The 14,018-nt window shown below is 64.2% G+C and carries 14 protein-coding genes and 1 pseudogene; 3 read left to right on the top strand and 12 right to left on the bottom strand.

Features of this window, described 5'->3' with window-relative positions; all coding sequences use genetic code 11:
* Positions 1-9: 9 nt before the first annotated feature.
* The 6 genes from HH800_RS09065 to HH800_RS09085 all read right to left on the bottom strand — a co-directional run bounded on the left by HH800_RS09065 (position 10) and on the right by HH800_RS09085 (position 4,176).
* On the bottom strand, positions 10-639 hold the full coding sequence (locus HH800_RS09065; protein WP_169860815.1) for a glutathione S-transferase family protein: 630 nt from the start codon (positions 637-639) through the stop codon (positions 10-12).
* Complete coding sequence (locus tag HH800_RS09070) at positions 636-1,277, bottom strand: TetR/AcrR family transcriptional regulator (protein ID WP_169860816.1); 642 nt, start codon at positions 1,275-1,277, stop codon at positions 636-638. Before HH800_RS09070 ends, HH800_RS09065 begins: the two co-directional genes overlap by 4 nt.
* Before the next feature lie 149 nt (positions 1,278-1,426).
* Positions 1,427-1,687, bottom strand: coding sequence for a hypothetical protein (locus tag HH800_RS29475; protein ID WP_328805850.1), 261 nt, complete (start codon positions 1,685-1,687; stop codon positions 1,427-1,429).
* A gap of 128 nt (positions 1,688-1,815) precedes the next feature.
* Complete coding sequence (locus HH800_RS29480; RefSeq protein WP_328805851.1) at positions 1,816-2,481, bottom strand: NAD(P)-dependent alcohol dehydrogenase; 666 nt, start codon at positions 2,479-2,481, stop codon at positions 1,816-1,818.
* A 32-nt stretch (positions 2,482-2,513) separates the two neighbouring features.
* Positions 2,514-3,296 (bottom strand): enoyl-CoA hydratase/isomerase family protein, encoded by a 783-nt coding sequence (locus HH800_RS09080; RefSeq protein WP_169860817.1) that lies wholly within the window; start codon positions 3,294-3,296, stop codon positions 2,514-2,516.
* 103 nt (positions 3,297-3,399) lie between these two features.
* Positions 3,400-4,176, bottom strand: a complete 777-nt coding sequence (locus HH800_RS09085; protein WP_169860818.1) for a thioesterase family protein — start codon at positions 4,174-4,176, stop codon at positions 3,400-3,402.
* A 231-nt stretch (positions 4,177-4,407) separates the two neighbouring features.
* On the opposite strand from HH800_RS09085, the gene HH800_RS09090 reads away from it, so the two are divergent.
* The 3 genes from HH800_RS09090 to HH800_RS09100 are packed head-to-tail and all read left to right on the top strand — an operon-like array spanning position 4,408 to position 6,792.
* Positions 4,408-5,184 carry an SDR family NAD(P)-dependent oxidoreductase gene (locus HH800_RS09090; RefSeq protein ID WP_169860819.1) on the top strand — a complete coding sequence of 259 codons (777 nt, stop codon included), beginning with the start codon at positions 4,408-4,410 and terminating at the stop codon, positions 5,182-5,184.
* A 25-nt stretch (positions 5,185-5,209) separates the two neighbouring features.
* Positions 5,210-5,653, top strand: coding sequence for an acyl-CoA thioesterase (locus tag HH800_RS09095; RefSeq protein ID WP_066856840.1), 444 nt, complete (start codon positions 5,210-5,212; stop codon positions 5,651-5,653).
* A complete protein-coding gene (locus HH800_RS09100) occupies positions 5,650-6,792 on the top strand; it encodes a CaiB/BaiF CoA transferase family protein (RefSeq protein ID WP_169860820.1) in 1,143 nt (380 codons plus the stop codon). The genes HH800_RS09095 and HH800_RS09100 overlap by 4 nt, the downstream gene beginning before the upstream one ends.
* Before the next feature lie 18 nt (positions 6,793-6,810).
* Here HH800_RS09100 and HH800_RS09105 read toward each other — a convergent pair whose 3' ends face one another.
* The 6 genes and pseudogenes from HH800_RS09105 to HH800_RS09130 all read right to left on the bottom strand — a co-directional run bounded on the left by HH800_RS09105 (position 6,811) and on the right by HH800_RS09130 (position 13,956).
* Positions 6,811-8,025, bottom strand: a complete 1,215-nt coding sequence (locus HH800_RS09105) for an amidohydrolase family protein (RefSeq protein WP_169860821.1) — start codon at positions 8,023-8,025, stop codon at positions 6,811-6,813.
* Between the two features lie 221 nt (positions 8,026-8,246).
* Positions 8,247-9,065, bottom strand: coding sequence for an enoyl-CoA hydratase-related protein (locus HH800_RS09110; RefSeq protein ID WP_169860822.1), 819 nt, complete (start codon positions 9,063-9,065; stop codon positions 8,247-8,249).
* 16 nt (positions 9,066-9,081) lie between these two features.
* On the bottom strand, positions 9,082-10,626 hold the full coding sequence (locus tag HH800_RS09115) for an acyl-CoA synthetase (protein WP_169860823.1): 1,545 nt from the start codon (positions 10,624-10,626) through the stop codon (positions 9,082-9,084).
* A gap of 85 nt (positions 10,627-10,711) precedes the next feature.
* A complete protein-coding gene (locus tag HH800_RS09120; RefSeq protein WP_235682068.1) occupies positions 10,712-11,992 on the bottom strand; it encodes an MFS transporter in 1,281 nt (426 codons plus the stop codon).
* Between the two features lie 255 nt (positions 11,993-12,247).
* Positions 12,248-13,324 (bottom strand): annotated as a pseudogene (locus HH800_RS09125) (epoxide hydrolase family protein).
* Positions 13,321-13,956 carry a TetR/AcrR family transcriptional regulator gene (locus HH800_RS09130; protein WP_066856825.1) on the bottom strand — a complete coding sequence of 212 codons (636 nt, stop codon included), beginning with the start codon at positions 13,954-13,956 and terminating at the stop codon, positions 13,321-13,323. Before HH800_RS09130 ends, HH800_RS09125 begins: the two are co-directional and overlap by 4 nt.
* Positions 13,957-14,018 lie beyond the last annotated feature (62 nt).

Genomic DNA, 14,018 nt, shown 5'->3' on the forward strand with positions numbered 1-14,018 from the left:
GGGTCCCGATCAACGCGAAATAGGCAGCAGCCATGGACCGCCCTTTTCGACGGCGGCAATATAGGCCGGGCGGGCAGTCACTCGCGCCAGCCAGGCGCGCAGCCGTGGCCGGTCGCCCACCGCGCCGAACTGGTCAGCTACCGCCACGACATAGCCGAATTGAATGTCGGCGGCGCTGAAGCCGGACGCCAGCAGATAATCTCGCCCGTCGAGCTTGGCCTCGATCTCCGCCATCGCCCCGTCGACGACTTCCAGCCCATAGGCGCTCGCGCGTGACGTCTTGTCGCAGCCGCGCACCAGCATCAGCATGACAACGCCCATCATGGCGGTGCCTTCGCCCGCGTGCAGCCATTCCAGATATTCCCCCCAGTCAGCGTCGGCGGGCGACCTGCCCAACCGTCCGTCGCCCAGTTTTGCGGCAAGATATTCCAGGATAGCCCCCGATTCCGCGATCACTGCGCCGTCATGCTCGATGACGGGTGACTTACCCAGCGGGTGTGCCTGTTTGAGTTCGGCTGGCGCTCGAAACGTGCTGGGATCGCGGTGGTAGGTCGTCAGTTCATAAGGTTCGCCCAATTCCTCCAGCAACCAGAGGATGCGGGTCGAGCGCGAATAGTCGAGGTGGTGGACCTTAATCATGCACCCTTCTCCATCAAAATGTCGATTTTGCGTTCAATGGCATCGAGCCGCTCATGCATGGCGGCAACCGGGGGTTCGCAGGCAGCGGTCAGCACAGGCATCACGAAGTAGCGCAGCCGGCTCCGTAATCTCTCTTCGTCCCACATCTCGCCGCTGGCGAGGACGATCATCTGGTCGGTGATCCACCCGGTCAGATCGTCCAGCGTCACCCCCGCAGCCGTCGCCCGTTCGTCGATCAACGACGCCAGCACCGAAGCGATGCTGCCGGTCGATCCGTCCGCCTGCGCGGCTCGGAACAATCGGGCACTTGCGGGCGACATGCCCGAATGCAGGCTGCGATCGAGCCACCCGACATGCTGCATTTCCAGGATGGCGTGCGCCAGTACCGTTTCCAGTCGGTCCGCTACGGACCCGGGACCGATCAGAATTTTGTGCGACCATTCGCGAAACGGCTTTGCGCCCTCCATCAGCAACGCTGTGAACAGGGACTCGCGATTGCCGAACCGGCGGTACAGGGTCGTGCGGGACACGCCGGCCTCCGCAGCCACTTCCTCCAATGACACATTGTCGATGCCTTTGCGCCGAATGCAACTCGCCGCGGCATTCAGGACCGGGTCCGCGATCGGCTGGGCGCCCATGGCCGGTCGGCCGAATGCGCCCGTTTCGATGCTGCGACTATTGTCCGACGGCGGCGACATGACGTCTATCTGTTTCTTCCCCATGATCCTCGCATAGCAGGATATTCCCTGGCTCGTATCGGCAATCGCTACAAATTTATGATATTGTATCAGCTTCCCCGACCCAATGATGCCATATCGATGACGAAGCGATATTTGACGTCGGCCTTCTCCATACGTTCGAAGGCGTGGTTTATGTCCTGGATGGCGATGGTTTCGGTTTCGGGCAGGATGGTCTTGGCAGCGCAGAAGTTCAGTAATTCCTGCGTTTCGGGCAGGCCGCCAATCGCCGACCCCGCCACCGATTTCTGCCCGCCGACCAGCAGGCCGCTATGGAGCGAGGGTACCATGTCGATTGCGCCAACGGTCACATGAACGCTCCGGGCGCCAGCAGCATCAGATAGCGGCTGATGTCGTGCGCCACTGGGATCGTGTCGAGCACCAGGTCGAAACTGCCCCTGGCTGCCTTCATCGCCTCTTTGTCCGATGCGATCAGAACCTAGTGCGCGCCCAGCGCCAGAGCATCGGCCGACTTGGCGGGGGATGTCGTCACGACGGTCACTTCGGCGCCCAGCCCGACGGCCAGTTTGACGCCCATATGGCCCAGGCCACCTAGTCCTGCGACCGCCACCCGGCTTCCCGGACCGACTTTCCAGTGCCGCAGCGGCGACCAGGTCGTGATGCCCGCGCAGAGCAGCGGTGCGGCGCGCTCGGGATCCAGACCTTCGGGCAGTTTCAGCACGAACTGTTCGCGCGCGACGATATGGTCGGAATAGCCGCCATAGGTCGGCGATCCGTCCATCCGGTCCTTGCCATTATAGGTCGGCGTGGAACGCTTGACGCAATATTGCTCCGGCCCGCGCACGCATTCTGGACATGCCATGCAACTATCGACCATGCAGCCGATCGCTGCCAAGTCGCCAATCTGGAACCGCGTGACGTCCGGGCCGACCTCGGTGACCGTCCCGATGATCTCATGCCCTGGCACGCACGGACAGACGCTGTTATGCCAATCGTCACGCGCCTGGTGCAAGTCGAAATGGCATACGCCACAATAGCGGATGTCCAGCCGCACGTCGTCGGCGCGCAGCGCGCGCCGCTCGAAGGTGAATGGCGCCATTGGGCTTTCGGCCGACAGGGCGGCATAGCCCGTCGCATGGGTCATGGTCATTCTCCCGATTTGGTGGACAGGTACAGCTACGCGCCGCGGAACGCCGGCTTGCGCCGCTCCAGGAAGGCGGCGACGCCCTCCTGAGCATCCGCGCCGGCCATTGCAATGGCGATCGCCGCAGCTTCGGCATCCAGATGATCGTGCAGGGTCGCCTCATAGCTTCGCGCCAATAGTCGCTTCACGCCGCCAAAGGCGCCGGTCGGCCCTGCTGCGATCCGGGTGGCCACGACAGTGGCCTCGTCCGCCAGCGCTTCGTCGGCGACCATGCGGGTTGCCAGGCCCAGATCCACTGCCTCCTGCGCGGTCAGCCGCCGCCCCAGATAGGCCAGTTCCTGCGTTGCGCGCAGTCCGATCAGCCGCGGCAACAGCCAGGTCGCGCCGCCATCGGCGGTCAGGCCGATCCCGGTATAGGCCATGGCAAAGGAAGCGGATTGTCCCACCAGCACGATATCCCCGCTGGCAACAAGGCTCAGGCCCGCACCCGCGGCCGCCCCCTGGGCTGCGATGACCAGCGGGGCTGGATGTGCGGCAAGCAGGGCGAGGCCGACGTGCAGACGCCGCGCCAGACGCCCGATGAAGTCGGCAGGGTCGCTTTCGCTGGCAAAGCTGCGAATGTCGCCGCCGACGCAGAAATTTTTGCCTTCCCCCCGGATCAGGAACGCGCGCACGGCCGGCGTCGCCGTCAGCCGCTCGACTACCGCGCTGAACGTATCGACCAACTCCCAGCTCATCGCGTTGCCCGCTTCGGGCCGGTCGAGTGTGATGGTGGCAAGCCCGCCTTCAAGCGTTCCGGTGACGAGATCGGTCATGGCATGGCACTCCTGTCGATGGCTGCGCTGCTCTTGCCCGACATAGTTAGATAGGTCCAGCGGGAACATATATCTTCGTGCTGCGGTGGTGCAAAAAGCGTCCTCATCCGCGCGCCGCGATGAAAAGGGTCTGGTGCGCCCGCGCGAACGGCCCGTCACGATCGGCCAGAACCATGTCGGACCGGCCCACCCCCTGTCCTGCGCTCGCGGTACGCGCGTCGATCAACAGCCATTCGCCCACCGGCTCGCGTACCAGATGGACCGCAATGTCGAGATTGGCGTAGGTCCAGACCTCGCTGTCGATCTCGCTGCCCAGGCCCCCGCCGAAATCCCCCAATATGGCCGTGCGCAGCAGAGGCGAAAGCGTCACGCCTTTTACATGTTCATGGGCGAATCGGACCCATAGCGTGCCTGGTCCGCGCGTTCGCAATCCGCCCCGCACCAGCCGCGTCTCCATCGATCCGCCGAAAGCTCTGTTGCCCATGAAATCGCTGGGCGCGACATCTTCCGGCGGCGGATAGGGATTGGGAGTGGCGATCATGGGCGTATCGGCCTTGCGCACGCGCAGCGCCGTCGCGCGCGCCACGACGCGATCTCCCGTCAACAGTTCGGCCTCCACCATCTGGATTCGTCGACCTTCGCGGACGGTCCTGGCGTGACCGATCGTTGGCGCGAAATCGGCGGCGGACAATATATCGATGGTCAGCCGCGCCGTCGTCATCGCGACTGTGGCGGGCACCTGCTCGACCAGATGGGTCAGCAGCCCGCCCAATGCCACGCCATTCTGCTTGCCTCGTTCCCACGGACTGGCCGCCAGCCCCGTGGGCGTAAAGGCGTCGCCGTCGGCGGCGTAGAAGAAGGGCGCTGGCCGTTCAGTCATGCTCTGAATGCGCGCATCTGGCAACGCGGCTACGGCGCGATGTCCCATTGATAAAGGTCGTCAGCCGCTTGATCCCCTCCATTTTCACCCGCGTTCCTGCAAGCCGATCCCTCGATAAGGTCTACTACGTTATCTATGTTTCGCTGATGCGCAAGTTTTACCTTGTGGTCGGATGGTGGGCCGGTTTACCGCGGTGTCACAAGACGACAGGTTTCCCCGGAAAGGACGATAATGATCGCAGCGCCCATATTTGATCTGACCGGCCGGGTCGCGCTGGTAACCGGCGCGTCGTCGGGATTAGGCGAGCGTTTCGCGCACATCCTTTCCGACGCGGGGGCTGCGGTCGTGCTGGCGGCACGGCGTACCGAACGGCTGGAGGCGACCAGGACGGCGATCGAGGCCAAAGGCGGCCGCGCCATCGCGGTCGCCATGGATGTCGCTGACGAGGCATCGACCATCGCCGCCTATGATGCTGCCGAGGGTGCGTTCGGAACCGTCGATACGATCATCGCCAATGCCGGCATGAACAGTGAAGGGATGACGACCGAATTACCGGTGGCGGAATTTGACCGGGTCATGGCGGTCAACCTGCGGGGGCCTTTCCTGACCGCGCGCGAAGGCGCGCGTCGACTCATCGCGGCGGGCAGTCCCGAAAAACAGCATGGTCGCATCGTCATCACCTCCTCGATCACCGCGCACAAGGTGGACGCCGGCCTTGCCGTCTATTCCGGGTCGAAGGCCGGCGTGCTACAGATGGGCCGGGTCATGGCGCGCGACTGGATTCGCAAGGGCATCAACGTCAATATGATCTGCCCCGGCTATATCAAGACGGAAATCAACGGCGAATGGTTCGATACCGATGCAGGGGAGCGCCAGATCCAGAAATTTCATCGCCGCCGCCTGATGGAGGAGGGCGATCTGGATTCGATCTTGCTGTTTCTCGCGTCCGATGCCTCCCGCGCGGTTACCGGTACGCATTTCACGATCGACGACGGCCAGTCGCTCTGACTTACGGCTGAAGGAGCTTTCATCCATGGGTCGTCCCGATCCCGCCCTTCTCGATTTAACGCGCTATCCGTTCCGCCACGTCATCACGACGCGCTTTGCGGATATCGACCCCAATCGCCACATCAACAACGTGGCGATGGCCGCTGCGTTCGAAGATGCCCGCGCCCGTTTCGACGTGGCGCAGGGTCATTTGGAAACGATGGGCCATATGCGCACGATGATAGCCGCAAACCATATCGATTATGTCGGTGAGGCCCATTATCCCGCCCCGCTCGACATGTATGTGGGCGTTCTGGACTTGGGCCGGTCGAGTTGGACGCTCGCCTGTCTCGCCACGCAAGATGGACGGGCCTGTGCCTTCGCGCGGGCCGTGCTTGTCGGGACGGTGGATGGCAAGGCCGCGCCCTTGCCCGACAGCTTCCGTGCCGGGCTGGACCGGATGCGCGTGCGCCGCGATGCCGCGGCATGAGCGGCCCGCTCACCGGCGTCCGCATCATCGAATTTGCCGGTCTTGGCCCCGGCCCTTTCTGCGGCATGATGCTGGCGGATCATGGGGCGCAGGTGATCCGGATCGCCCGACCCCGAGCGGAGCTGTTCGATGGGTTTGACCGCTATGATGTACTTGCCCGCTCGCGCAGCCTGCTCACCATAGATATGAAGGCCGACGCCGGCATGGCTGTGGTGCGCGATCTCTGCCGTTCGGCCGATGCTATTATCGAAGGCTACCGACCCGGCGTCATGGAAAGGCTCGGCCTTGGCCCGGACGTGCTGATCGCGGACAATCCCGCGCTGGTCTATGGTCGCATCACCGGCTGGGGGCAGGATGGCCCGCTGGCCCATGCCGCAGGCCACGACATCAACTATATCGCCATCAACGGCGTCCTTCATACGATCGGGCGCCAGGGAGGCAAGCCGACCCCGCCGGTCAATTATGTCGGCGATTTCGGTGGCGGCGGCATGTTGCTCGCCTTCGGCATGGTCGCCGCACTGCTTGCGGTGAAAAATGGAGCGGCAGGACAGGTGGTTGATGCCGCCATGGTCGATGGGTCCGCCTTGCTTGCCTCTATGGTATGGCAGCTCAAGGGCGCGGGCATGTGGGATGAGCGCACCGGCGCCAACTGGCTCGATTCCGGCGCGCATTTCTATGACACCTATGCTTGCGCCGATGGCAGGTTCGTCGCGTTCGGATCGATCGAGCCGCAATTCTATGCCCTGCTGCGCCAGATGCTGGGCGTCGCTGACGATCGGGATTTCGACGCGCAGATGGACCGTGCCGCCTGGCCGGCGCTCAAGAGCCGGGTCGCTGCGATCATCGCCACCCGAACCCGTGCGCAATGGTGCGAGGTCATGGAAGGCACCGACATCTGCTTTGCCCCTGTCTTGTCGCCCGATGAGGCGCTCGATCATCCGCATATCCAGGCGCGCGGCACTTTCATCGATGTGGGCGGCCAGCCCCAGCCCGCGCCCGCGCCCCGCTTCTCCGGCGCTCCGGCCGACCCGCCGCGGCCGCCCCGGCCTGCCGGTGCGGACGCAAGGACCATATTGGCGTCAATCGGCTATGACGAAGCCCGGGTCGATGCGTTGCTGGAATCGGGCATCATTGTCTGACAACTGGACCGTGCGGTTTCAAGCGGCCTCTGTCTGCCGGGCGCGCGCTTCGACCTTGTGCTTCAGGTTGGCGCGCACGAACAGGCTGGCGGCATTGCCGCCCAGCACCGCGACGAAATCTTCCTGAGAACAGGCTGGATTTTCCGCGATCATCCGTGCGACCACATTGCGCGAATAGGGGAAAGTGCCCTCGGAATGAGGATAGTCGGTGGCGAACAATAGCGCACCGATACCTACCCCATCGCGTGTCCTCAGCGCGCCTACGTCGTTCTGAAGCGCGCAGTGGACCTGATCCCGCACGATCTGGCTGGGCAGCCGTGACAGCTTGGGCGTAATAGCCGGCGCATGGCCGTGATAGACCTCGTCCATCCGCTCTGCCAGGCCCATCAGCCAACCGGCGCTATGTTCGGCAAACAGAATATGGGCTCCCGGATTGCGGTCCAGGACGCCGCCGCCGACGAGCTGGGTGATGATGTCGACTGCATCGTTCATCTGGCGGGTGTAGTTGAACATTGCGGCCCCCGGTCCCCGGAGCGCGCGAATATTGATGTCGCCCACGCCGGTATGAAATACGATCGGGATATGGCGCTCGGCGGCAAGCGCAAAGATCGGATCCCAGCGCGCGTCGTTATAATTGTTCAACCCTTCCCACAGGCAGTAGGCGGCATAGCCAAGTTCTGCGGTCCGCAAGCATTCCGTCAGAGCGTCATCGAAGTCGAAACAGGGGATCATGGCGGCGGGAATCAACCGGTCGCGGACCGGGGCGGTATAGTCCCATGCCCAGTCATTATAGATGCGGCAGGCGACTTGCTGGCCTTCGCGGTCGTCGATGCGCGGCAGCATCAGGCCCAGGGACGGGAAGACAAGTTCGGCATCCACACCGTCGCGGTCCATGTCGGCCAGTCGCAAAGCGAGGTCGCGTGCGCCGCGCCGCCGCGTGTCGACGGCGCAGTCGCTCACGAAATGCTCGCGCGCATCGACGCACGCTCGGTCGGGCGAAGGCGTATCGCCGCTGCTCTGCTGCTGGAACGCCTTGTCGTCGGCACCGGTCTTATGGGCATGGAAATTGGTGTTGATCTTGAGGATGACCTTTTCGCCGATGCGGGTGATGCGGACATCGCCATCGGCCTGGGAAGAAATAGCGAACTGCCGCAGATGATCGGGCATCCGGCTGGTGAACAGGTCGGCGGGCTCGGCGATATGCGCGTCGCAACTGAAGACGAAGGGCTGCATCGATTTTCCTCTCTCTGGACATCAGCCTCGCGCAGAGTTCCACGGTGAGCCAGAAAGAGCTGTATGATAGAGGTGCCTGTTTTGCTTTGACCGGAGTCAAATTCCGGGCTGGGTCCGGCTAGAGCGATTTCCAATCAGATGGAATCGTCTGATGACTCAGAAATCGCCTGAAACCAATAATCTAGAGCGGTTCATCCGATGCAATCGGAACGCGAACCACTCTAGGCCCCAATGAAACGGGGCGGGCGCTGCTCACGGAAGCTGGCGATGCCCTCGGCAAAATCCTGCGTGCCGAAACTTTCCTTGAGCAGGTCCCATCCGCGCTGCGAGGCCGAAACATAATCGCTGGTCGCGCTGTCCCATAATTGCTGCTTTATCAGGCGCGTCGATCGCGGCGACGCAGTCGCCGCCATCTCGCGCGCATAGGCCAGCACGCTATCCAGGAAATCCGCTTCGATCACGCGCGAGACAAGTCCGATCCGCGCCGCTTCCTCGGCTTCTACCCGCCGCCCCGACAGCAGGATGTCCGCCGCGATGCCCCGGCCGACGATCCGCGGCAGCAGCCAGTCCAGTCCGAATTCAGCCACGACAGCCCGCTGCGGGAAGGATGCGGAGAACATCGCGGTGGGGCTGGCGAAGCGAATGTCGCAAGCCGCCGCGATCAGCACGCCCACCCCCACGCACGGTCCGTTGATCGCCGCGATGACCGGCTTGGGGCTGGCCAGCGGGAAGGTATAGCTCGTCATCAGCGCCGCTGGCGCATCGATTCCGTCAAAGGCGGCTGTGAGCGCGCCGGGCCGGGGAATGTCGAAATCGCCGCCTGCGGCCAGTCGGTCCAGCCGCTCCATATCGGCGCCGACGGTAAAGGCGCGGCCCGCACCTGTCACCACGATCACCCGCGCATCGCTATGATAGGCATCGACCCAGGCCGCATCGAGCGCACGATGCATGGCGTCATCGAGCGCATTCAGCCGTTCTGGCCGGTTGAGGGTCAGCAGGCCGACGCCGTCCGTCACCGCGAATGTCACCAGAGCCTGCATGGTTTCTTTCACCCAATCAAACTTCGGCCGCCAACGCCTGCGCGCGTTCCCGCAGCACATTCTTCTGGACCTTACCGGCGGCCGACAGGGGCAGGGCGTCGATAAAATCGAAACTGCGGGGTAACTTGAACCCGGCGATCAGGCCGCGGCAATGGGCGGTGAGTGCTTCGGGCGTGGGGCTGGTGCCCGGGCGCGGTACGATTACCGCATGGACCCGCTCGCCCCATGTCTCATCGGGGGCAGCGATCACCGCTACGTTGGCAACATCGGGGTGGCTCGAAAGCGCGTTTTCGACCTCCGCCGAATAGACATTCTCGCCGCCGGTGATGATCATGTCCTTCAGCCGGTCGATCACGGTCACATAGCCATCGGCGTCCATCCGGCCCAGGTCACCGGTATGCATCCACCCCCCGCGCGTCGCCTCCGCCGTGGCTTCGGGCATGTTCCAATAGCCCAGCATGACGATCGGCCCACGCGCCACGATCTCGCCGACCTCACCGCGCGACACTTCCCGATCCTCGCCATCGACGATCCGCACCTCGCAGGTCGCGCTAGCCCGGCCGGCCGACCGCAACCGGCCTTTCGCGCGGGCTTCTGCGCCATGATCCTCATGCCCCAGCACCGTTGCGACCGGCGATAATTCGGTCATCCCATAGGCCTGGCAGAATTGCGCGTTGGGGAAAGCCGCCATCGCCCGGTCCAGCAGCGCTTCGTCGATCGAGGACGCACCATAGCGGATGCGCTGCACGCCGCCGACGTCGAACTCCGCAAAGCGGGGATGCTGAACCATCATGCGCAGCATGGTGGGAACCAGGAAGAACTCGGTCACATCCCAGCGCGCGATCGCCTCGAGCATCGCCAGCGGATCGAACGCTGGCAGGAACAGGTTGGTGCTGCCCGAATGCAGCGCGATCAGCAGGCCGGACAGAGCGCCGATATGGAAAAGCGGGGCGCTGTGCAGATAACGCGCGCTGGCATGACCCTCGCCACTGGCCATCGATCCCAGCGCCGACGCCACCAGATTATCGTGGCTCAGCATCACACCCTTGGGAAAGCCCGTGGTGCCGCCCGTGTAGAGGATCGCCGCCAGATCCTGGCCTCCGCGTAGCGCGTCGTCGACCGGATCAGCCGCCGCCAGCCAGGTCTCCAGCCTCATCCCTTCATCATCGCCCGGCCCGGTCGTCACCACGGTTGCGACACAGCCGGAATGGGCGCGAATGGCCGGCACCAACGTTTCGAATAGCGGGTTGACGATCAGGAAACGCGTCTGGCAATTGTCGAGCGAGTAGCCGATCTCCTGCGGCGTCCAGCGCAGGTTGACCGGATTGATGACGCCGCCGGCCCACCATGTGCCCAACAGATAGACCAGGAAGTCGGTGCCGTTGGGCGCCATCATCGCCACCCGGTCGCCCGGCTGCAATCCGCTCGCCCGCAGCGCCCCGGCAAGACGCGCGACGCGATCGCGCAGCGCCGTCCAGCTCAAAAGACCGTTCCGGTCGCCCGCCGCAGGGGCGTCAGGCGCGCGTTGCACCATCCGGTGCAGGCTTTGGGTCAGGTACATCCGCGTCTCCGTCCCGCGCCTCTGTCCGGGCGCGATGATTGCCTCATCTTAGGCACGACCGCTCCGGAAGAGAAGCCCGTCGGCATCATCCTTCGCGCGCCAGGCGGCCCAACACGATATGGCAATAGCCTGCCAGTCCCGCCATGACGCCGGCGCACAGCAGATAGGGAAGCGGCTGGCCGATCTGGTACAGGCCGATACCGATCGACGGTCCCAGTACGACGCACAGGCCATTCACCGCCGTCACATGGCCCGCGACCAGGCCCTGCTCCTGTTCCCTGACCGCCAGCGATGCGCCGGCGGTGAAGCCTGGCCGCAGGAAGCCGAAGCCCAGCGAGGCGATGGCGAAGGCGATGGCCAGCGCGTGCAGGTCATGCGCCACTGCGCAGCCCGCAGCACCGGCGGCCGCCATGACCGATCCCCATATCACCATCGGCGGCGGCTGCATCCGCAGTCGGGGTATGATACCCCATTGTGCCAGCAGCGCCGCGCCCGCGCCTGCCATCAGAACCATGCCGATCAGCGGTTGCGCCTCGCGTGGCGAATCGGCCAGACGGTCGATCACCAGGAAGGCCATCGTCTGCCCGGCGATGGCCTGGGCATGTCCCGACACCAGCCCTGCGATGATCCACGGCCGGATGCGCGGGTCGAACATGGCGACGCGCGCCGTGCCGGTTGGATCGCCGGTCGCGATCACCGGCGCATCGCTGGGTTCGTAGCCGATCACGGGATCGCTCGCCGCAGCGCCCGGTCCGGTTCCCATGCCCTGCGGTAGCCGCAGTTGCACCACGACCAGCATCGCGATGCCGAGCAGCGCGAAGGCATAGAGCGGTCCGGCCAGACCGACGAAAGGCAGCACGAAAAAGGGCGCCAGCGCCGGGCCGATGATCGTGCCAAGGCCGAAAGCCGAAGCCAGCAGGCTCAGCGCAGCCGTCCGGTTAGCGCGCGATGTCCGGGCGACGACCATCGCCTGCGCGGCCGGAGGCGCGGCCGCGCCAAACCCGCCATAAAAGCCTCGTCCTATTACGAACAGGATGAAGGCCACGCCGGCGGTGATCCAGCCCCTGACACCTGCCGTCAGCGCCAGGGCGCAGATCGTCATCGACAGGGTGAAACCCGCCATGCCGACCAGGATCATTGGTTTGGCGCGACGGTCGTCAAGCCGCCTGGCCCAGAAGGGCGCGACGACGGCCCAGAGCAGGGCCGACAGCGAAAAGGCGATCGCGATCAGTGCGTCCGGCAGCCCGATCGTCCGACCGATCGCGGGGAGTACGGATTGCAGCCCGGTATTGCCGATCGCCACGCACAACATGACGCAGAACAGCAATATCTGGTCATGTTGCGCGTCTTTCCGGATGAATGCCACGCTGGGGTTCCTCTCTCCGACGCGCGAATCTGTGTCTCGCCCGTGCCGCCGCCTTACCGTTACACGGGAAGAGGTTGCAAGCGAACGAGGGTTTGAATGGACTGAAATGGTCCATCGGGTCCATTCTGCAGGCCAGCGCTGAGCGATACGGCTCCTTGCAAACGGGTCTCATCGAACCGTTCGAAAGCTGGCGCGAATTTCGTCGACAAAGATTTCGGGTTGCTCGAACGCTGCGAAATGGCCGCCGCGCGCCGGCTACCCCCAATGGACGAGATTGGGATATTTTCGTTCCGCCCAGCGCCGCGATGCGCGGAAAATCTCTTTGGGAAATATGGTGCAGGCCACAGGGATCGCCACCGGATTGGCGGCGAATTTGCGAAAGCTCTCCCAGTAAAGCCGCCCCGCCGACGCGGCAGTTCCCGGCAGCCAGTAGAGCATGATATTGTCGAGCATCTCGTCCAGCGTCAGATCGCCGCCGCTGTCGGTCCAGGCCATGAACTTCTCGTAAATCCACGCCGCTTGCCCCGCGGGTGAATCGACCAGGCCATAGCCTAGCGTCTGCGGCCTCGTGCCCTGTTGTCTGGCATAGCCATTGCCGTCCCTGGCGTAGCGCTTCAGATCGGCCAGCGCCGTCTTTTCCGCGTCGGTCAGGTCGGCCATGTCTTCAGCCTCCGGCTGGGCGATGACCATGTTGAGATGGATCGCCGTCACCTCCGGCGCGCCGGAGGTTGCGATCGCATTGGTCACGGCAGACCCCCAGTCTCCGCCTTGAGCCACGAAGCGGTCATAGCCCAGGCGGCGCATCAGCGTGATCCAGGCGGCTGCGATCCGCTCGACCGGCCAGCCCGAGCCAGAGGGCCGATCGGAAAAGCCATGGCCGGGCAGGGAGGGGGCAACGACATGAAAGGCGTCAGCCGGATCGCCGCCATGACGCGCGGGGTCGGTGAGCGGCCCGATAACCTTGTTGAACTCAATCACCGATCCCCGCCACCCATGGGTCAGGATCAGCGGAAGCGCTCGGGGTTCGGGCGAGCGCCGGTGGAGGAAATGAATGCCCAGGCCGTCGATCGCGGTGCGATACTGGCCAAAACCGTTCAGCATCGCCTCTCAGCGCCGCCAGTCATAGTGATCGCGCCAATGGGCGCACATGTCCTGCATAGTGAGCAGCGGAACCCCCTGGCTGGCATCGGTCACGGTCTCCTGCTCGGGCCAGCGGGTGCGGTTCAGCCGCTCATGCAGATCGTCCAGATGCGGCTGCGGAACGGACAGGTCGAGCGGGACGATTTCTTCGCCGCCGGGCATTGGCAGGGTGAAGGGCGCGATCGCGGTCATTCTTTGCTTCCCTTGGCTGGTCTGGCTTCCCCGGCCGGTGGCTGGGCGCCTCGGGTAACGAGGCGCATGATCTCATGCCGGATCAGCTCGAAAGGCATGTCGGGATCCAGCTTGCCCGCCATCTGCAACACGACCAACCCGTGGATGCCCGCCCAGTAGACATGGCCCAGGACGGACGGATCGCCCTGCAAAAGGCCCGCAGCGATCATATCCTCGATATAGGCAGTCAGCGTCCGGCGTGAACGGCACTCGGCGGCGCGCAATTCTTCGGTTTTCTCGGCCTCGGGCTGGGAAAAGGCAAACATCAGCTGATAGGCATGGGGTTCGTCGAACGCGAAATCGACATAGGCCTGCCCGACCGCACGGGACCGGTCCCAAAGATCCGTCGTGCTGGCATAGGCAGCCTCAACCCGGTCCGAAAAGCGGTCATGCGCGGCCGCCCGCGTCAGCGCCAGCAGTTCGCTCTTGTTGCGGAAATAGCGGTAGAGCGACGCGGCGGTCCAGCCCAGTTCCGCCGCGATCGATCGCAGCGACGTCGCCGCCAGCCCGCGTGTCGCGAACTGTTCCTCCGCCACCGCCCGGATGCGGGCGCGGCATTCCATGACCTGATCGTCGGTAAGAAGTAGTGCCATCCCGCTTGTCATACTGAACAGCGTTCGTTATGCAACGATAAACAGTGTTTAGTATCCGGGAG

Origin of the sequence: Sphingobium yanoikuyae, from assembly GCF_013001025.1 — a bacterium.
GTDB lineage: Bacteria > Pseudomonadota > Alphaproteobacteria > Sphingomonadales > Sphingomonadaceae > Sphingobium > Sphingobium yanoikuyae_A.